Annotated in this window: 15 protein-coding genes; 13 read left to right on the forward strand and 2 right to left on the reverse strand. The window is 35.2% G+C overall.

The annotated features are described in order from the left end of the window. Nucleotides 1–92: 92 nt before the first annotated feature. The 5 genes from secD to Q5Y73_RS01505 all read left to right on the forward strand — a co-directional run bounded on the left by secD (nt 93) and on the right by Q5Y73_RS01505 (nt 6,299). Nucleotides 93–1,316: a protein translocase subunit SecD gene (gene secD, locus Q5Y73_RS01485; RefSeq protein WP_305990841.1), complete on the forward strand. Its 1,224-nt coding sequence runs from the start codon at nt 93–95 to the stop codon at nt 1,314–1,316. Beyond that, entirely contained in the window at nt 1,306–2,220 is a 915-nt protein-coding gene (secF, locus tag Q5Y73_RS01490) for a protein translocase subunit SecF (protein WP_305990076.1), read from the forward strand. The genes secD and secF overlap by 11 nt, the downstream gene beginning before the upstream one ends. Before the next feature lie 139 nt (nt 2,221–2,359). Next, on the forward strand, nt 2,360–3,316 hold the full coding sequence (locus tag Q5Y73_RS01495; protein WP_305990077.1) for a cation diffusion facilitator family transporter: 957 nt from the start codon (nt 2,360–2,362) through the stop codon (nt 3,314–3,316). A gap of 37 nt (nt 3,317–3,353) precedes the next feature. Next, the gene (gene recJ / locus Q5Y73_RS01500) at nt 3,354–5,750 is read left to right on the forward strand and encodes a single-stranded-DNA-specific exonuclease RecJ (RefSeq protein ID WP_305990078.1); all 2,397 of its coding nucleotides are present in this window, start codon (nt 3,354–3,356) and stop codon (nt 5,748–5,750) included. Between the two features lie 36 nt (nt 5,751–5,786). Next, a complete protein-coding gene (locus Q5Y73_RS01505; RefSeq protein ID WP_305990079.1) occupies nt 5,787–6,299 on the forward strand; it encodes an adenine phosphoribosyltransferase in 513 nt (170 codons plus the stop codon). Nucleotides 6,300–6,507: 208 nt separating this feature from the next. Here the strand turns inward: Q5Y73_RS01505 and Q5Y73_RS01510 are convergent, their stop codons facing one another. Then, nucleotides 6,508–8,067, reverse strand: a complete 1,560-nt coding sequence (locus Q5Y73_RS01510) for a Na+/H+ antiporter (RefSeq protein ID WP_305990080.1) — start codon at nt 8,065–8,067, stop codon at nt 6,508–6,510. Between the two features lie 249 nt (nt 8,068–8,316). On the opposite strand from Q5Y73_RS01510, the gene Q5Y73_RS01515 reads away from it, so the two are divergent. The 5 genes from Q5Y73_RS01515 to Q5Y73_RS01535 all read left to right on the forward strand — a co-directional run bounded on the left by Q5Y73_RS01515 (nt 8,317) and on the right by Q5Y73_RS01535 (nt 14,396). Further along, on the forward strand, nt 8,317–10,485 hold the full coding sequence (locus tag Q5Y73_RS01515; RefSeq protein ID WP_305990081.1) for a RelA/SpoT family protein: 2,169 nt from the start codon (nt 8,317–8,319) through the stop codon (nt 10,483–10,485). Nucleotides 10,486–10,608: 123 nt separating this feature from the next. Continuing rightward, nucleotides 10,609–11,055 (forward strand): D-aminoacyl-tRNA deacylase, encoded by a 447-nt coding sequence (gene dtd, locus Q5Y73_RS01520; protein ID WP_305990082.1) that lies wholly within the window; start codon nt 10,609–10,611, stop codon nt 11,053–11,055. A gap of 243 nt (nt 11,056–11,298) precedes the next feature. Then, complete coding sequence (locus Q5Y73_RS01525; RefSeq protein WP_305990083.1) at nt 11,299–11,460, forward strand: hypothetical protein; 162 nt, start codon at nt 11,299–11,301, stop codon at nt 11,458–11,460. Between the two features lie 110 nt (nt 11,461–11,570). After that, the gene (locus Q5Y73_RS01530; protein ID WP_305990084.1) at nt 11,571–13,079 is read left to right on the forward strand and encodes a coproporphyrinogen III oxidase; all 1,509 of its coding nucleotides are present in this window, start codon (nt 11,571–11,573) and stop codon (nt 13,077–13,079) included. 258 nt (nt 13,080–13,337) lie between these two features. Beyond that, nucleotides 13,338–14,396 carry an endonuclease/exonuclease/phosphatase family protein gene (locus Q5Y73_RS01535; RefSeq protein WP_305990085.1) on the forward strand — a complete coding sequence of 353 codons (1,059 nt, stop codon included), beginning with the start codon at nt 13,338–13,340 and terminating at the stop codon, nt 14,394–14,396. Between the two features lie 16 nt (nt 14,397–14,412). On the opposite strand, the gene Q5Y73_RS01540 is transcribed toward Q5Y73_RS01535, so the two are convergent. Further along, nucleotides 14,413–15,078: a flavin reductase family protein gene (locus tag Q5Y73_RS01540; protein WP_305990086.1), complete on the reverse strand. Its 666-nt coding sequence runs from the start codon at nt 15,076–15,078 to the stop codon at nt 14,413–14,415. Between the two features lie 367 nt (nt 15,079–15,445). Between Q5Y73_RS01540 and Q5Y73_RS01545 the strand changes: the two genes are divergently transcribed. From Q5Y73_RS01545 to aspS, 3 genes are all read left to right on the forward strand, one after another. Next, the gene (locus Q5Y73_RS01545) at nt 15,446–16,639 is read left to right on the forward strand and encodes a GNAT family N-acetyltransferase (protein ID WP_305990087.1); all 1,194 of its coding nucleotides are present in this window, start codon (nt 15,446–15,448) and stop codon (nt 16,637–16,639) included. A 542-nt stretch (nt 16,640–17,181) separates the two neighbouring features. Next, nucleotides 17,182–18,450: a histidine--tRNA ligase gene (gene hisS, locus Q5Y73_RS01550; protein ID WP_305990088.1), complete on the forward strand. Its 1,269-nt coding sequence runs from the start codon at nt 17,182–17,184 to the stop codon at nt 18,448–18,450. A gap of 1 nt (nt 18,451) precedes the next feature. Continuing rightward, on the forward strand, nt 18,452–20,230 hold the full coding sequence (gene aspS, locus Q5Y73_RS01555; protein ID WP_305990089.1) for an aspartate--tRNA ligase: 1,779 nt from the start codon (nt 18,452–18,454) through the stop codon (nt 20,228–20,230). The last annotated feature ends 9 nt before the right edge of the window (nt 20,231–20,239 follow it).

A 20,239-nucleotide genomic window follows, 5' to 3' on the forward strand; every position in this document is an offset into this window, starting at 1 on the left:
GGACTACTGTGTTTTTGAAGGGAGAATTGGTAGTGGTACATACGAAAAGATTGATTGCATTCCTTTTGATTGTGATCACCTCAATTGTGATTATGGTTTGGACTAGCCCTGGTATTATTAGCAATGTTAAGCTGGGTTTGGATTTAAAGGGCGGTTTTGAAATTTTATACACAGCGGTGCCTGTGGATGAAAATCAAGAAATGGATCAGGAATTATTACGTGAGGCAGCTAGAAGTCTTCAGATGCGTGCTGATGCAAAGGGGATTAGTGAGCCAGAGATTTATCCTGAAGGTGAAGATCGAATTAGAGTACGTTTAGCAGGCGTGGAAAATCAGGACGAAGTAAGACAAATTATGAAAAAACCTGCAGAATTAACATTCCGAAGCAACAATGGATGTGAAGATCCTAGTGAATTTTGTAAAATTGAGCTTAATGGTAGTGATTTTGTTGAAGGTGCGGCTGATGTAGTATTTAAAGAGAATACAAATGAACCATTAGTCAGCATCCAAGTTAAGGATAAGGACAAATTTAAAGAAGTTACACAAAGATTATTAAATAATGGATATAGGACACAAGAAAATATACTCGCCATCTATTTAGATAATGAAATTATTTCATTGCCTTTTGTAGGTTTTGTATCTACGGATGGAACTGCTACAATTACTGGTCAGGAAACATTTGAAGAAGCCGAAGAGTTAGCAGGAATTATCAATTTAGGTGCTTTACCAGTGGTATTAACTGAAAAATACACTCAAAGTGTAGGAGCTTCTTTAGGGGAGCTGTCCTTACAGCAAACCATTACAGCAGGCATCATTGGTTTCGTGCTTATATTGATTTTTATGTTAGGTTTTTATAGAGTACCAGGAATCATCGCATGTGTTACTTTGACAGTATATACATGGATGCTTTTACTTGTTTTTTACTGGATGAACGCAACATTAACCTTGCCTGGAATTGCCGCTTTCGTATTAGGGATCGGTATGGCAGTGGATGCAAATATCATTACTTATGAAAGAATCAGAGAAGAAATTCGCAGTGGAAAAAGCATCCTGTCCTCATTAAGAGCGGGGTCTAGAAATTCATTGCGTACAATTATGGATGCAAATATAACAACCATTTTAGCAGGACTTGTATTATATTATATTGGAACAGGATCTATTCAAGGGTTTGCGTTAACTTTGATCTTAAGTATTCTGGTTAGTATTATAACGAATGTATTTCTCTCAAGACTGCTTCTACATCTATTAATTCGTGCCAATATTGCTAAGAAGCCGGCGTATTACGGTGTGAAGGAGGCAGAGATTAGTGAACTTTAGAGAAATTGACTTTGTAAAAAATCGTAAAAAGTTTTTTAGTTTATCCATTGCTATTACTGTATTAGGTCTAATCGCTTTACTTATTTTCAATCTTAACTATGGTGTAGATTTTACGTCCGGTACAACTTTAGATGTGCTTATAGATGAAAATTCGACTACTAAAGAAAAAGCAGAGCAGATTTATCAAGAAACTGGGATAGAACCTTCAACCATAACAGTTGGTGGCGATAATAATAATCGGGTGAACGCCCGTTTTGAGAAGGTATTATCAGAAGATGAAAGAATTGGAATTATCTCTGCTTTTCAAAATGAGTTTGGTGCAGAACAAGTATCCTATGAAGAAAATACTGTCGATGCAGAAATCGCTAAAGAATTAGGATTAAAGGCGATTTATGCAGTGGCAATTGCAAGTATTGGGATTATTATTTATGTAAGCATTCGTTTTGAATGGAGATTTGCTTTAACGGCGGTCGTAGCATTGCTTCATGATGCGTTTATCGTAATTAGTTTATTTTCCATTTTTCAATTGGAAGTGAATTTGCCGTTTGTAGCAGCAGTTCTAACGATTATAGGTTATTCAATTAATGATACGATCGTTATATTTGACCGTATAAGAGAAAATTTACAGAAGTTCAAAATTAAGAACTTTGATGATTTGGCAAATATGGTGAATACTAGTATTAAACAAACACTAACAAGATCGATCAATACGGCTTTAACGGTTGTATTTGCAGCATTTTGTTTGTTTATATTCGGAAGTGAATCCATTAAGCTGTTTTCACTAGCGATGTTGATTGGTTTAATTAGTGGAGCTTATTCCTCCATTTTTATTGCGAGTCAGTTATGGTTGATTTTAAAAAGCAAGTCTCTAAATAAGAAAAAAACAGATGTAATAAATTCGTAAAGTAAATGATATTCAGTGAGGATTTTTATCCTTGCTGAATATTTGTATATGATTTTAACTGATAAGGTCGTCTAACTCTCAGCGGGAGACATAAACTGTGTAAAGTTAGATTCTCTTTATCAATCAAGGAGTGACCCATTTGTCTGAAGATCAAAGATTTAAAAAAGCAGAATTTGCAGCTTGGGTTGGAATTATAGGGAACTTGATCTTAGTTATTGTGAAAGGCTCTATTGGATTAATTTCAAACAGTAAAGCATTAATCGCAGACGCAGTACATTCTGCCTCAGATATCGCAGGTTCTTTTGCTGTGCTAATTGGTTTAAAAGCCGCAAAATTACCTCCTGATAAAGATCACCCTTATGGTCATGGGAAAGCAGAACCTATTGCTGCTATTATTGTATCTATATTATTAATTTTAGTAAGTATTGAAGTAGGAATTAGTGCGGTGAAGTCTATTTATTCTGGAGTTGAGAGTGCACCGAAATTTATGGCAATTTATGCAATTGTCTTTTCAATTGTGGTAAAGGAGGCAATGTTTCAATATAAATATAGGCTGGGTAAGAAGCTTTCTAGCCAAGCATTAATTGCCAATGCCTGGGAGCATCGATCTGATGTGTTTTCATCTTTAGCAGCGTTGATAGGAATTGGTGGCGCAGTTATTGGAGGACATTTCGAAATTCCTTGGATGTATTACCTAGATCCTATAGCAGGTATATTCGTAGCTGTTTTAGTATTTATCATGGGATATAGATTGATAAAAGAATCGATACATAATACAATGGATCATGTGCTTCATCAGGAGGATACGGAAGATTTGCACAAAACAATTGAATCTGTGCCTGGAGTCCTTGCTATTAATGAACTTAGAGCTAGAGAACATGGTCATTACGTCATTGTTGATGTGAAAATCAGTGTGAATCCAAAAATATCTGTACTTGATGGTCACAAAATAGGGAAAATGGTCAAAAAACGATTGATTAAACAACATACGAATGTTTCAGATGTATTTGTACATGTAAATCCATATGATCCAGGTTATCCATACAAAAACAATGTAGATTCTGATTCAAATGGATTCCCAAGTATATTACATTGATTTTGAAATATTTTAATATTATTTCTAGGAGATAAAAATGCTTCAATCTAAGTCTAAATGGAAGTTACCAGAAAACAATAATCAAGAATTAGCGGATCGATTAAGTTCAGACTTAGCGATTCCTTCATTACTTGCAAAATTGTTTATAGTGAGAGGGATTGAAAGTAAAGAGCAGGCAGAAGTTTTTTTGAAAACGGAGAATGAAATGTTTCATGATCCTTTTTTAATGCACGGAATGTCTGAAACGGTTTCGAGAATAAAAGAAGCGGTTGAAGTCGGTGAAAAGATAAGAATTTATGGGGATTATGATGCTGATGGAGTAAGCAGTACAACATTAATGTACTTTTTACTCTCAAAATTAGGAGCTGACTTTGATTATTATATACCGGATCGATTTAGTGAGGGGTATGGATTAAATCTACCTGCTATTCAAAAGGCGAAAGATGAAGGGATTTCTCTTATCATTACAGTGGATAACGGCATCAGTGCAGTAGAGCAAATTCAATATGCAAATGAGTTGGGTTTGACTGTACTTGTAACAGACCATCACGAACCACCTGATATTTTACCGAATGCTTTTGCAATCATTAATCCTAAAATTCCGCAATGTGATTATCCTTTTAAACAATTAGCTGGTGTTGGTGTAGCTTTAAAACTTGCACATGCATTACTTGGATATATTCCTGATGAATTTTTAGAAATCGCTTCAATAGGAACTGTAGCTGATCTGATGCCATTAACTGATGAAAACCGTTTGATTGTAAAACAAGGCATAGAAAAAATGAAAACCACCTCCTTTTTAGGTTTAAGAGCACTGCTGGATGTAGCAGAAGTAGATACATCAAATTTATCTAGTATGCATATTGGTTTTGCACTTGGACCTAGAATCAATGCTGGGGGAAGGCTTCTTCATGCAGAAAATGTAGTAAAACTTTTAACAGCAAGTAATGAGGAGGAAGCACAGTCCTTAGCCTATGAATTGGATGCTTTAAACAAAGAACGTCAGTCAATAGTAAATGATATTACAGCAGAAGCTTTTACTATGATTGAAGAGTCTAAAGGTGATTCTAACAACAATGTTATCGTAGTGGCGAACGAAGGGTGGAATGTAGGAGTCATTGGTATTGTAGCATCAAAAATTTTAGAAAAATACTACCGACCCGTTTTAGTCCTGAATATTGATAAAGGCACTGGTTTAGCAAAAGGCTCTGCACGATCAATCTCAGGTTTTAATATATTTAAAGCTTTATCGGATTGCAGCTCTTTATTGGATCATTTTGGTGGTCATGAGGCAGCAGCGGGATTAACGATGCAAGCAGCTCATATTTCTAAGCTAAGAGAACAATTAAATCAATTAGCTGGCAGCTGGTTGTCTGAAGATGACTTTGTTCCAGTCATTGAAGCGGATATCGAAAGCGATTTGCAAGACATTACGATTCCTATTATTGAGCAAATTGAGTCCACACTTGCTCCTTTTGGAGCGGGGAATCCATCTCCGAATTTGATTCTGAAAGATTTGCGAATTCTTAAAAAGAATAGATTGGGAAAAGAAAAGCAGCATTTAAAATTGGTTTTATCTCAAGGGATGAAAGAAGTAAGCTGCTCCATGGAAGCAATTGGTTTCGGAAAAGGGGATTTAGAGCAATTTATATCTGCTGATGCTAAAGTTGATGTTGTTGGAGAATTGTCGATCAATGAATGGAATGGAATGAGAAAGCCTCAATTATTCATAAAAGACATTCGAATTCCTAATCAACAAGTCTTTGATTGGAGAAACCTTCACATTAATAAAATGGTAGAGAACCTTCAACAAATTAAGGAACGAGGAGATCATCAGATAGCTATTATGCTGGAAGATGAAAACGGTTTGAAAGATTTTCCTGAGCAAATGTTAAATACAAAAGTCATGTTTTGTACTATGGATGCAAATGGAGAGCTAACTGATATCAATCATATAGCTTCAGGTATAAATGAGGTTGTTTCAGATCTTGTTTTATATTCAGTCCCAGCAGATATCCATAGACTTAAAGCATTATTTGCTCAAAATCAATCATTTCAGCGAATATATATTGTTCATAAAAAGAAAAAGAATTCTGCTTTAAAAGGGTTGCCTTCTAGGGATGCATTTAAAACGATTTATGCTTCGTTATTAAATAAAAAAAATTGGGATATAAATGATTCTTTATTTTTGGAAAAGTTATGTAAACGTTCAAGTTTGTCCAAGGATATGATACAATTTATGATTGGCGTATTTGAAGAATTAAATTTTATACAAAAGGATGGCAACTCTTTTCGTTGCATACAGTCACCTAAAAAAAACAGTCTTGATTCATCCAGCTTATACAAACAAAGATGGAATCAGACTGAAATTGAAAAAATATTTGAATATTCCACAACGAATGAAATGACACAATGGATTTTAAATCAAACGTAAAATCAAAGAGCACACATTTAGGAAGGAAGAAATGTAATGGATTTTAAAAAACATGTTCGAGTGATTGAGGATTTTCCACAGGAAGGCATACATTTTAAGGATATTACTACAATTTTAAAGAATGGACCTGTTTATCGCGAAGTCATTGAATCCATGAGACAGATGGTAAAACATCTAGATGTTGATTTAATTGCAGGTCCAGAGGCAAGAGGGTTTGTAGTAGGTGCTCCTCTTGCTTATGCTATGGGAGCAGGTTTTTTACCTATTCGTAAAAGTGGGAAATTACCTGGTGAAACGATTGAAGCTAGTTACAGCTTAGAATACGGAAAAGATAAATTGGCTATGCATAAGGATGCTATTCAGCCTGGTCAAAAGGTGTTGATTGCAGATGATTTATTAGCTACTGGCGGTACAATCGCAACTTCCATTGATTTGGTTAAGCAATTAGGTGGAGAAGTTGTTGGTGCGGCATTTATGATTGAATTGACTTATTTAAATGGTAAAGAGAAGTTGAATGGTATTGAGAACTTCTCTTTGATGAAGTATTAATCTTTTATGATCTTACCTTACTTTCAAAAGAAGGAATTTCATGATAAACTTTCTGTTCTATTAACAGAATCCTGTTTATAGGAATCAACATGATAATGAATAGCACCTCCAATTGTTGGACATAACCTTTCTAACAATTAGAGGTGCTGTTTTTACTTGGGTATATCCATTCACTGGCTTTGGAAAAAGACAGATCGGAATTGTATTCTTAATGAGAATCAGTATCCTCTTCTTTTTCAAGCAGATCAATAATCTTTTTATATTCCTCTTCTGCAATTTCACCAGAGATTAAATGTTGTTTTGCTAGTTCCTCTACTGCTTCATATTCAGCATATAATGATTTTTTTCTCGCACTTGTCATTTGATCCTCTTGTAGCTTCGGAAACTCTTTATACAGGTGTTCAAGCTTTTTATGTAGTGCATCTAGCTTACCTTGATACTCATTGTCTAATTTGGTGTAGATCACAGGAGAAATAGTAGCTTCACTCTTCATTTCTTCTATTGCATTTCTTCCTGCTGTTGCTTGATGTATTTCAGATAGTGTTCTTTCATAAGCCAAGCTGCTTTCCATTGTTTTCGTTACCCCTAAGAAGTTTACTAAAGGTTTAATTGTAAGACCTTGTATTACGAGTGAAAATAAAACTACACCAAAGGTTAGCACTAAAATGTCCTCACGTCCTGGAAAATCTGCATCTAAGCTTAATGCTAATGCTATGGACAATGAACCTTTCAGCCCTCCCCAGTTGAATACGTGCTTCCATGCCATAGGTATGTGTCGATTAAAAGCAAGACTTCCATAAATGGCTATGCTTCTTCCGACTAAAACGATGAGAATGGCTAATAAAATCATCATCCACTTACCAGACAAATCGATATTTGCAATTTCCAGTCCAACCATTAAAAATACAAATGAGTTTGCGATGAGGGCGAGCACATCCCAAAATGTTTTGATATTTAACTTCGTAGTTGGACTCATTCCAATTTTAGCTCCATAGTTACCAAAGACAAGACCTGCAGCAACTACAGAAATCACGCCGGAAAAATGGAAGATTTCTGCGATGAAAAATGCTCCGTAAAACAATAACATAGAAAATACAATTTCTAATGGATAATCATCGAAATGGCGAAGAATTTTTGAGAATAGATAGGCTAAAAGTAAACCAATGGCAAGCCCACCAAAAGATCCTTTGAAAAATTCCCACAATCCTTCACCGAATTCTGTGAATCCAGCAAATATAAAGGTAGTTAAGCTAATTTTGAATAATACATAAGCCACACCGTCATTAATCAAACTCTCACCTTCTATAATGGTTGAAAGTCGGTGATTTACACCCATGCTTTTAAAGATAGAAAGTACACTTACGGGGTCTGTAGCTGCCATTAAAGCCGCAAATACAAAAGCAACTTCGAGTGGTAAGTCAAGTAAATATACAGCTAAAAATCCGATAACAGTATAAGTAACCAATGTACCAAATAACGCCATAGCTAAAATAGGAGTTTTATTTTCTTTTAGATGTGAAAATGGCAATTTTAAAGTAGCTTCACCTAACAAGGTGGGTAAAAATATAGAAACGATAACAAATGTGAAGATTTCATCCTCTACGATAAAATGCTTAAGTTCTTCTAAGCCCGGTATATGTACTAAACCTAAAATAGCTCCAACAATAACTAATGCGATGGGATAGGGAGCGTTTAATTTTTTTGCTACAGCTGTGATACCAGCTGCAATAGCGAGTAATAATAAAACAAGTTCAAATTGATGTTCCATAAAGCACCTCATTTATTTTTTTCATATGAATTATATTTTACAAAATATTTTAGCCATTGCCTACTATTTCTATTTATAATAATCATTCACATATTTAATTTCTCACTTTTAGTGGTTAATTTCACATATTCATCTTTTATAAAAATTAGGTTATTGAGGATTTAAACCTAACAAATTGACGAATAGTTGACGTAAGATGAATTGAGAGGCATAATGATAGAAAATCCTTGAGAATAGGAAGGTAAAGTAATGGGCATCGAGCAACTCATTGAAAAGGCATCTGCATATTTAAAACAAGCGGATTTGGAACAGATTAGAAGAGCTTACAACCTTGCTGAAAAAGCTCATGAGGGCCAAGTTAGAAAGTCAGGAGAACCCTATATACTTCATCCTTTGGCTGTAGCAGATATTATTGTCAATATGCAGATGGATGTGATTTCGATTAGTGCTGCTCTTTTACATGATGTTGTAGAGGATACGGATGTAACGTTAGAGCAATTGCGCGAGGAGTTCGGTGAAACTTGTGCGATGTTAGTAGACGGTGTGACAAAACTTGAAAAAATTAAATTTAAGTCAAGAGAGGAACATCAGAACGAGAATTATCGAAAAATGTTTGTTGCAATGGCTCAGGATTTGCGTGTTATATTAATAAAATTAGCTGATAGATTGCATAATATGCGTACTTTGAAATTCCAGAAGGAAGAAAATCAAAGGAGAATTGCGCATGAGACATTAGAAATATTCTGCCCCATTGCACATAGACTAGGGATGTCTGCTATTAAATGGGAAATGGAAGACATCTCATTACGTTATTTAAATCCACAGCAATATTATCGCATTGTTAACTTAATGCAGAAAAAAAGAGCAGAACGCGAGAAATATATTGATGATGTAATACAAAATATTAAGTTAAAATTAAAAGACATGGGGATTGACGCTGATATTTCAGGTCGTCCTAAACATATATATAGCATTTATAAAAAAATGAAAACGCAAAGTAAGCAATTTAATGAAATATATGACTTACTTGCGATTCGTGTCATCGTCAATAACATTAAAGATTGTTATGCATCTTTAGGAATAATTCATACATTATGGAAACCGATGCCGGGAAGATTTAAAGATTATATCGCAATGCCAAAGCCAAATATGTATCAATCACTACACACTACCTTAATTGGGCCTAGTGGAGAACCTCTTGAGGTTCAAATTCGTACATGGGATATGCACAAAACTTCTGAATACGGGGTTGCTGCTCATTGGGCCTATAAAGAAGGAACGTTGGTTCCTAGTGGTACTTTTGAAGATAAAATGAATTGGTTCCGAGAAATTCTAGAACTGCAAAATGAAACAACAAATGCAGAGGAATTTATGGAATCTTTAAAAATGGACTTTTTCTCTGATCTTGTTTATGTATTTACACCGAAAGGTGAAGTCATCGAGCTGCCAAGCGGGTGTGTACCATTAGATTTTGCTTATCGCATTCATACTGAAGTAGGAAATCGTACCATTGGGGCAAAAGTGAACGGCAGAATCGTGCCTTTAGATCATCCTCTGAAAACGGGAGATATTGTTGAGATATTAACCTCGAAGCATTCGTATGGCCCAAGTCAAGATTGGATTAAGATCGTTAAATCATCGCAGGCTAAGACAAAAATCAAACAGTGGTTTAAAAAGGAAAAACGTGATGAAAGTATTGAAAAAGGCAAGGAAGGCATTGAACGTGAGATAAAACGATTAGGTTTTGATCCCGCAGAAGTAATGACAGATGAACAGCTCCAAGAAGTGATGTCTAAATTCAGCTTTAACAGTGTAGATGATATGTATTCCTCTGTTGGATTTGGGGGGATTACGGCTGCGCAAATTTGTACAAGGTTAACAGAAAAGCAACGTAAAGAGCTTGAAGAAGAAAAAGCAGTCAGTGAAATCCAAGAAACGAAGCCAAGCCCTGTACGTAAGAGCAGGCAAGCACATGGTGTGAGTGTAAAAGGAATCGATAATTTACTCATTCGTTTTGCAAGATGCTGTAATCCTGTTCCTGGAGATGAAATCATAGGTTATATTACGAGAGGTAGAGGTGTTTCTGTACATCGTGCGGATTGTAATAACATCCCGACTGGAAGTGATGAAGAATCTCATCGCTTAATTGAAGTGGACTGGGAATCTGAAGTAGAAGCAAATTATAATGTTGAAATTGAAATTACAGGTCATGATCGCAGAGGATTTTTAAATGAAGTATTACAGACGGTTTCTGAAACTAAAACGATTATTTCCGCTGTATCAGGAAGATCGGATAGAAACAAAGTGTCCATTATTCATATGACGATTTTAATTCGAAGTAAAGAGCACTTGCATAGTGTTGTTGAGAAGATAAAGAGAGTCAAGGATGTTTATTCTGTTCAAAGAATTATGCAGTAAACGCCTTTAAAATTGATTTGATACAATTTAAACCTAATCCGTTAACTCCTTTTTCAACTGAGTTGACGGATTTTTCATCTGTTTATTTTGAATGTTTAACTAGAATATAGGAGTGGGATAACAGTGAAAGTTGTTGTGCAACGAAGTAAAGAAGCAAAAGTAACGGTAGATGGGGAAGTTTGTGGCAAGATTGATAAAGGTTTAATGCTGCTGGTAGGTATCACCCATGATGATACGGAAGATGATGCTCGTTTTCTGGCAGATAAAATAAGTCATCTTAGAATTTTTGAGGATGAACATGGAAAGATGAATCTTTCGGTTAAGGATGTTTCAGGACAAATATTATCCGTTTCACAATTTACTTTATACGGAGATTGCAGAAAAGGAAGAAGACCTAATTTTATGAATGCAGCACGTCCTGAATTTGCCAATCCATTATACGAACGATTCAATGAGCTTTTAAGAGAACAAGGGTTAGTTGTAGAAACAGGGCGATTTGGAGAAATGATGGATGTATCTTTTACGAATTGGGGACCAGTTACTTTGATTGTGGAAAGTCCTACATCATAAATGAATAGGATAAAACCTATCCAATGAAATATATTCTCTTTAATTGAGCACTTTAATATGAGTGCTCTTTTTGTATTTATACGAAAAGAAGAATCACAATTAGATAAGAGTACAATAAGCCATAAGACTCTGCAATTAACTTTACAGTGTTAACAAACCTATATTTGGACAAAATAAAACATGATAACGTTAATTAGGATGGAATTGATTTATTTAATAATAGTATAAGGTGGTATGACTTGGATGCATCAGTCACAAAAGGAAAAAAACATGTTGAATGCCGCAAATCGTATGTTGCAAAATACAATTCACGAAACGAAATTAGATCAACTAACGGAAGGTTTTCATTCAAAAAGATCAACTAATTTAGTAGAAGGAGATCCTAAACAAACAATCCGTCCTTAATATAGGCTAACCTATATGCTCAGCATTGACCCCTTTGTATATGTTGGTTAAACTTGAATAGCGCATATGAACAAAAATATAAGAAATAACAAACTTAAAGGGGAAAAACAATGGTTATTTACGTAAACGGAGTTGAGTCAACATTCCATCGCTCTGTGCAAAATATTATTCATTTATTTTTTGAAGAGGTAAACGTTACCTTTATAGAATCATCAAAAACAGACCTGTTCGTTGACATAACAATGATAGATGAAATAGAAAGCACTTCTATAACTGTTAGATTAAAAGATCCTTTAGCTAACAAGAGCTATGAAGCATACATTACAAAGTCTCTAGACCCTACAGCGATAGAGTCTGATAGACGTAAAGCATTAAAGCATATAATGAATCAGCCAATATTACAGGTTTTTGAGCAATATTCGGGTCTTAAACAACCTTGGGGAGTACTTACTGGAATACGGCCAACTAAACTTCTCCATCAAAAACTGAAATCAGGAATAACCAAAGAAAGAGCTCATGCTGAGTTAAAGGAACAATACAAAATTCACGATGAGAAAATTAAACTAATGCAAACGATTGTAGATAGGCAAAAAACAATGGTACCGGATTTATACGATCTCAGATCAGAAGTGAGTATATATATTGGCATTCCTTTTTGCCCAACAAAATGTGCATATTGTACTTTCCCAGCTTATGCTATTAATGGAAAACAAGGTTCTGTTGATTCATTTTTAGGCGGTTTACATTATGAAATGAGGCAGGTAGGCAGCTGGTTGAAGAAAAATAACATGAAGATTACAACTGTATATTTTGGAGGTGGGACTCCTACTAGTATTACAGCAGAAGAAATGGACTTGCTTTACGAAGAAATGGTAAGCTCTTTCCCTCATGTGGATGAAATTAGAGAAATTACTGTGGAAGCGGGTCGTCCCGATACAATTACAGAAGAAAAGCTCGAAATATTAAAAAAATGGAACATAGATCGTATTAGTATTAATCCTCAATCTTATACTCAAGATACCTTAAAAGCGATTGGTCGCCACCATTCTGTGGAAGAAACGATTGATAAGTTTCATTTGGCTAGGAATATGGGGATGAACAACATTAATATGGATCTTATTATTGGGTTGCCTGGAGAAGGAATGAAGCACTTTAACCATACGTTAAATGAAACTGAGAAGCTAATACCGGAATCTTTGACGATTCACACTCTTTCATTTAAACGAGCATCAGAAATGACACAAAATAAAAATAAATACAAAGTTGCAGATCGTAAAGAAGTAACTGAAATGATGAAAAGAGGAGAGGAATGGACAAATAATCACGGTTATGTACCGTACTATTTATATCGTCAAAAAAATATTTTAGGTAATCTTGAAAATGTAGGTTATGCTCATCCTGGTCAAGAAAGCATTTATAACATTATGATTATGGAGGAACAGCAAACAATCATTGGTTTGGGGTGTGGTGCTTCAAGCAAATGGATAGATCCTGTAACAGGGAAGATTACAAGGTTTGCAAATCCCAAGGAACCTAAAGCATATAATGATCATTATAAAAAATATACGGAAGCAAAAATTAAAACATTAAATGAGTTATTCGCAAAGGAAATTACATAGAATTAAACCGCTTACATTTTTGTAACATAACTGTAATCAATTTTAAACTTTATTTTAACATTGTTTCTCTATAATAATTAGTGACCCCCTTTTTAATATATAAAATAAATGTTTTAGACCTGTAGTTTACGTAGCTACAGGTATTTTCTTTTTATTACGTTCTATATACTGTAAGTCTCCCACTGAAAGCAAAATTCCCAAATCCATATATTCCTTACCTCATCTGCAATTAATAATAAATAAGGGGGTAGCATCCATTTGAAAAAAATAATGAAATGGTTTGTAAGTTTAATCGTTATTGTAGTTCTTTCTTTTGCATTGTTTTTAACGTATATGACCATTACGGAGGAAGTCCCTGAAGATGTTATTCAGTTAGATGTTCAAAATAACAACCAAATGGTATTGAAGCAGGGAGAGACATTTAGTACGACTATTTTTAATATTGGATATGGTGGGTTAGATAAGGAGCAAGACTTTTTTATGGACGGGGGAAAGGGCTCACGTTCAAGTAGCGAAAAACAAACGTTAACCAATCTTGAAAATACGCTAAGTTTTTTGCAAAATACAAATTCTGATTTTATTCTTATACAAGAAATAGATGTTAAAGCAAGTAGATCCTATAATACAAACCAAGTAGACATGTTTAAAGAACATTTAAAAGGTTATGATTCAACCTTTGCATATAACTATAATACCCCATGGGTACCCGTTCCGTTATTGAATCCAATGGGTTATGTCAATAGTGGACTGCTTTCTTTTTCTAAGTATAAGATAGAAAAGTCTACAAGATATCAGCTTCCAGGTAGAGAAACATGGCCTGTTCAATTGTTTGAATTAGATCGAGCTATTATCGAAACCAAAATACCAGTTGATAATGGAAAATATTTAAGGATGGTAAACCTTCATTTATCTGCATACGATAAAGGTGGGAAAATAAGAGCTCAACAAGTCACTTTCTTAATAGAATATATGAATGGACATTACAAAAATGGTGATTATGTTGTTTTAGGTGGCGATTGGAATCATCTTCTTTCTGATGTTCAGTTTGAAGACCCAAATTTTCTGGAGGAATGGCCTGAATGGCTCGTACAATTGCCGGAGGATTTTACTGAGGGAGGATTTCAGTGGGCGGTCGATTCTACTGTTTATACTGTTCGGGATAACGTAAAACCCTATGTAGAGGGAGAAAACTTTGTAACCATCATTGATGGATTTTTAGTGTCACCAAATATTGAAATTGTAGATGTAACAGGATTTGATTTGGGGTTTGAAAATAGTGACCATAACCCTGTTACTACAATATTAAAGTTGAAATAATTAGGCTTCTGCCCAATTATTTCATTGTTTCTAATTCAGTTTTATCTCGAAGATTCTCTTTATTGTGTGGTAGTCCAAATGCAGGTACAAGTTTTGAAGGATGGAGCTTGCCACTAAGTCCAAAGAATTCACAGAAACTCATTATCAATGGATTCCATTTTTCCGGATCAATATAATTTTTTTCACCATCAATTAAGATGTTTTCATCCACATGAACACGTTTAATGCTAACTTCAATAGCTGCTAGAGAACTTTTAGGATCCTGCAGTGAGTTTATATTTTCTACAATCGCTTCTAATTGAACAGGGCACTCTGTGACTCGAGGTGCTTTTACTAATTCAGAAGGGGTTCCATTTAAATCTGCTATTTCAAATTTATTAGGTTCATAACGGTATCCCATTTTTTCCTTATACTTTGGTACGGGATTTTTTCCAGTTAGCAGTGCTAGTTTATCCACTATACTTACAAGATCTGCGGAAGGTATATTTAGAACACATTCTCGTTCTCGTTCTAAATTTTGTACAGTTTGAGAAAACCTGCTCATCCCCAGCATGCAAGATTGACCAAGCCACCAAGCAGATGACATAGGCGCTAAATTTGCTGTTCCGTTTTCGTTTAATGTGCTTATCAATACTACAGGTGTTCCAAAGTAAAGAATTTTAGGTTCAATTGTTTTATGCACGATTGATTTCTCCTCCGTTTATTTCTTTTGATTTTTTTAAAAGAATCTTGCTGTCACAGGACGTGACAGATTTTAGACTAGTGTCGGATGCACTGATCCTGCTATTTCCACATGGACGTGGTAGTTTTAGCAGGGATGTAAACGATATTCTTGGTGAGTGTCAGGCTGTTAACTCCTTCTTGGAGGGAATTTTACAGCATGTAAAAACGTGATAAATCCATCTTAGCTTAGGGAGGTTGTTATTTCTTTCAATTTTTTGCTGTGTAATTTTCATTTTCAATTCATTTCTTGTGATCTTGAATTTGAACGTATATGATATAAATTAGAAATAATGAATAATACCTATACATAAAAAAGAGGTGTGTTGATGGGGGAAATTAGAAAGTGTAAATATGAGGAATTAGACGATGTCATTGAGCTATCTTCGTTTGCATTTCAATACGAAGCAAACCCAGATATCATAGCTAACATTAGATCAAGACTAAAACCAGAGCATATATGGGGTTATTTTGACGAGGATAAGTTAGTTTCTATGGCAAGCTTACTGCCGCTTGAAGTGATGATACATAATCAAGTCTTTTCTATGGGTGGAGTAGCAGGTGTTGCTTCTTGGCCTGAACATCGTAGGAAAGGGATCGTAAAGCAATTATTAAAAAAAGCATTATCAGAGATGAAAGAGAAAGAAATGACAGTGTCCATGTTAGCGCCATTTTCTTTTGCTTTTTATAGAAAATATGGATGGGAGACCTTAAGCGAATATAAAAAATATACTATATCTAAATCTCATTTTCCTAAAATAAAAAGTGAAATAGGTACATTTATCAGATACAGAAAAATCCAGGATTGCTGGCAATTATTAAATGAGATCTACGAACAATATACAGCAAAATATAATGGATTGTTGAAAAGAGATGAAAATTGGTGGTTTCAAAGAGTTTTTCAGGAGCAGTATAATATCCAAGTATACTATAACGAATTAGGTTCTCCAGAGGGTTATTTGCTTTTTAAAGTGAAGGATCGTCAGATGAATGTAAAGGAAATGGTCTTTTTAAACGAAAAAGCTCGTACACAGCTTTGGAGATTAATTATTCAGCATGATTCTATGATTGAAAAGGTACAGCTTACTGCTCCAGTAGATGATCCTTTATCCTTTGTACTATCTGATCCGACTTTTGAGCAAGAGATGAATTCTTATTTTATGATGCGTATTGTAGATGTTGAACAATTTATTCGTGAATACCCGTTTTATGCTTCAGGTGTAAAACAGCAATTTATGATTACTGTGAAGGATGAATTTGCTGAATGGAATGATGGACTCTTTGACATACAAATTGATGAAAATGGAAAAGCTAGAGTACATAAGGTTTCATTTTGTGCTCAACATGAAATGGTAGACACCTCTATTCATTGCTCAATTCAATCCTTAAGCAGTTTACTTTCTGGTTTTCAAAGTGTGGAGACGTTATACCAGTTGGGTAAAATGGATGGACCAGAGGAACAAATACATCACTTTGGTTTTCTGATCCCGAAAAAAACCACATATTTTATGGATTTCTTCTAAAGTATTGTAAAGGCAATGTAAATTTTACGATCACATTCATGTTTTGCTTGACATTAAGAACCAACCATATTAAAATCAGTGTTAATTTAAAAATTCCAAAATTTTTAGTCTTGATTCTGTGACGGGACAAAGTAATTCAGAGATTCATATGTAGAGATGGATGCCAAGGGCTGGAAGCATCCTTGTGAAACCTGAATGAATAGACCTCCCTGAGAACTTGCAGCGAAGGGAATCATTTGATTCTTGGTAGCTGTACAGCGTTACGGGCGTTAACCGAAAAGTGTAGGATGCAAATCCTAAATGTGGGTGGTACCACGGGTGATTACAGTTGTTTCAATCTCTCGTCCCTGATAATTAATCAGGGGTGGGGGATTTTTTAATTTTATTTGAATTAATAAAAAAGAGTTACCGTAATTTGCTCTTAAACGTTCCACTTGCAAAACCCGCAAAAGTCACTTATTAAGAGCAAATCACTATTGAATTTTTTATTAATCAGTATTGTGTAGGGGTTAGTTGTTAATTGAAGTAAGGAGGGAACAAGAATGAGGTATCAAAAACCAAAAGGCACACAAGATTTTCTACCTGGTGTTGTAGAAAAGTGGCAATACGTTGAGAAAAAAGCACGGGATTGGTGTCACCGTTTTAATTATAAAGAAATTCGAACACCTATTTTTGAACAAACGGAGCTGTTTATTCGTAGTGTCGGAGAAACGACAGACGTTGTTGAAAAGGAAATGTACACGTTTAAAGATAAAGGCGATCGCAATATGACCTTAAGACCAGAAGGGACAGCAGGGGTGGTTCGAGCTTATATAGAGAATAAGCTTTATGGTGAACCAGATATTCAAAAGCTTTATTATATTGGACCTAAGTTTCGTTATGAACAGCCGCAAAGTGGACGGTTTAGACAATTTCATCAGTTTGGAGTAGAGGTATTTGGTTCTACAGCCCCAAGTATAGATGCTGAAGTGATTTCACTTGGATATAGTCTCTTTAAGGATCTTGGACTGCAGGGTGTAAAAGTAGAAATAAATTCAATTGGAAATAAAGAAAGTAGAGCTGCTTACCGAGGCAAGTTGCAAGAGTTCCTAACTCCAGTGAAAGAAAAGCTTTGTAGCGATTGTCAGTCTAGATTTGACAGAAACCCGCTGCGCATTCTTGATTGTAAGAAGGATCAACAGTATTTTGATGGAGCTCCATCTATTATAGACAGCTTGGATGAGGAAAGCATCGTTCATTTTGAAAAAGTGCAAAAGTACCTTTCAGAAATGGATGTAAAGTTTGAAATTAATCCAAAAATGGTACGAGGATTAGATTATTACACAGATACTGTTTTCGAATTTAAAGCAGAAGGCATTGGAGCAATAGATACAATTGCTGCTGGTGGTCGCTACAATGGTCTTGTTGAACAAATTGGCGGGCAGGATCAACCTGGTGTTGGCTTTGGTATCGGATTGGAAAGAGTATTACTTATATTAGATCATCAAGACATTCAAATTCCAGAGGAAAATCTGTTGGATATATACTTAGTTGCTCTAGGAGAACTGGCTGAAGAAAAAAGTGTAAAGATTTTAAATGAATTAAGGCAAGCAGGGATCAGAGCTGAGAAGGACTATCTTGGGAAAAAAATGAAGGCTCAATTAAAATCAGCTGATCGTCAAAAAGTGAAATATGCAGCTATTCTAGGCGAAGATGAATTAGAACGTGGTGAGATCGTACTGAAAACATTAGAATCACGTGAGCAAAGTGTAATTCCATTGCAAAATTTTGTAGAAGAGATGATAAAAAAAACTAAAGGGGGAAACATGTAAAATGATGCTAAAAACACATCAATGTGGAACATTGACGAAAGCAAACGTAGGTGAAACTGTTGTTTTAAATGGATGGGTGCAAAGAAGAAGAGATTTAGGGGGCGTTTTATTCATCGATCTTCGTGACCGTTCAGGAATTATGCAGATCGTATTTAACCCTGATTTTTCTGGAGAAGCCCTTCAAACAGGTGATAAAGCAAGAAACGAGTTTGTATTAGCTGTTAAAGGTAAAGTGGTAGAAAGAGACGAAGAAACATTAAACCCAAACCTTCCAACAGGTGAAATTGAAGTTCAAGTCTCAGAAATTGAAATTTTAAATGAAGCAAAAAACCCGCCATTTTTTATAGAAGATGGAATTGATGTTGATGAAGCGATCCGTTTGAAATATCGTTATTTGGACTTACGTAGACCAGAAATGCAGCAGACATTAAAGCTTCGCTCTAAAGCGGCAAAGATTTTCCGTGACTATTTAGATGAGAATGACTTTTTAGAAATTGAAACACCGATTTTGACAAAGAGTACACCTGAAGGAGCACGTGATTATTTAGTACCAAGTCGTGTGCAGGAAGGAAAATTTTTCGCATTACCTCAATCTCCACAGTTGTTTAAACAAATGTTAATGGTTGGAGGTATGGAACGTTATTATCAGATTGCTCGCTGTTTCCGTGATGAAGATTTAAGAGCAGATAGACAACCAGAATTTACGCAAGTAGATATTGAAACTTCCTTCCTTTCTGAAGAGCAGCTTCAAGAAATGATGGAAGAGCTAATGGTTCGTTTATTTAAAGAGTTAAAAGGTGTTGATATTCCACGCCCATTCCAACGTTTGACTTATGCAGAGGCAATGGATAAATACGGTTCAGATAAACCAGATCTTCGATTCGGATTGGAATTAGTGGATTTATCTGATGTAGTGGCTAATTCAGGTGTCAAAGTATTTGCAAGTGTTGTTGCAAAAGGCGGACAGGTAAAAGCACTGAATGCTAAAGGTTGCGGAACTTGGAGCCGTAAAGAAATTGACGACTTAGGACCTTACGCTGCTCGTTATGGAGCAAAAGGTTTAGCTTGGATTCAAGTGAAAAATGGAGAACTGAAGGGACCTATCGTTAAATTCTTCAATGAAGAGGAACTAGCTGCAATTAAAGAAAAATTGCAAGCTGAAGATGGAGACTTGCTTCTTTTCTCAGCAGATACTAAAAAAGTAGTTGCAGATGTGTTAGGAAATTTACGTTTAAAAATAGGAAAAGACTTAGGATTAATTGATGAGTCAGAGTATAAATTTGCTTGGGTTGTTGATTTCCCTCTAGTTGAATATGTTGAAGAAGAAAAGCGTCATGTTGCATTACATCATCCGTTTACTCGTCCAAAAGAAGAGGATTTACATCTCTTTGATACTGAACCGACTGAGATTCGCGCACAAGCCTATGACCTTGTTTTAAATGGTTATGAAGTAGGTGGGGGCTCCATGCGTATTTATCAGAAAGACATACAAGAAAAGATGTTTAGTGCACTAGGATTCTCTCAAGAAGAAGCTTACGAGCAATTTGGTTTCTTATTAGATGCCTTTGAATATGGTACACCTCCACATGGTGGAATTGCCTTCGGATTTGATCGTTTAGTGATGCTTCTAGCTGGAAGTACAAACTTGCGTGAAACGATTGCATTCCCTAAAACAGCAAGTTCAGCTGATTTATTAAGTGATGCACCTTCTGGAGTTGGTGAGCATCAATTGGATGATTTATCTATTCGCCTTGCAATTAAGCAAGAAGCTAGCAAATAAATATGGTTA

This window comes from Chengkuizengella axinellae, from assembly GCF_030730905.1.
Classification (GTDB): domain Bacteria; phylum Bacillota; class Bacilli; order Paenibacillales; family KCTC-33759; genus Chengkuizengella; species Chengkuizengella axinellae.

What these genes read in the sequence shown, in the direction of transcription:
- secD (WP_305990841.1), top strand. Translation starts at nt 93, where the DNA reads ATGGTTTGGACTAGCCCTGGTATTATTAGCAATGTTAAGCTGGGTTTG.
- recJ (WP_305990078.1), top strand. Translation starts at nt 3,354, where the DNA reads ATGCTTCAATCTAAGTCTAAATGGAAGTTACCAGAAAACAATAATCAA.
- Q5Y73_RS01505 (WP_305990079.1), top strand. Translation starts at nt 5,787, where the DNA reads ATGGATTTTAAAAAACATGTTCGAGTGATTGAGGATTTTCCACAGGAA.
- Q5Y73_RS01510 (WP_305990080.1), bottom strand. Translation starts at nt 8,067, where the DNA reads ATGGAACATCAATTTGAACTTGTTTTATTATTACTCGCTATTGCAGCT.
- Q5Y73_RS01515 (WP_305990081.1), top strand. Translation starts at nt 8,317, where the DNA reads ATGGGCATCGAGCAACTCATTGAAAAGGCATCTGCATATTTAAAACAA.
- Q5Y73_RS01525 (WP_305990083.1), top strand. Translation starts at nt 11,299, where the DNA reads ATGCATCAGTCACAAAAGGAAAAAAACATGTTGAATGCCGCAAATCGT.
- Q5Y73_RS01530 (WP_305990084.1), top strand. Translation starts at nt 11,571, where the DNA reads ATGGTTATTTACGTAAACGGAGTTGAGTCAACATTCCATCGCTCTGTG.
- Q5Y73_RS01545 (WP_305990087.1), top strand. Translation starts at nt 15,446, where the DNA reads ATGGGGGAAATTAGAAAGTGTAAATATGAGGAATTAGACGATGTCATT.
- hisS (WP_305990088.1), top strand. Translation starts at nt 17,182, where the DNA reads ATGAGGTATCAAAAACCAAAAGGCACACAAGATTTTCTACCTGGTGTT.
- aspS (WP_305990089.1), top strand. Translation starts at nt 18,452, where the DNA reads ATGATGCTAAAAACACATCAATGTGGAACATTGACGAAAGCAAACGTA.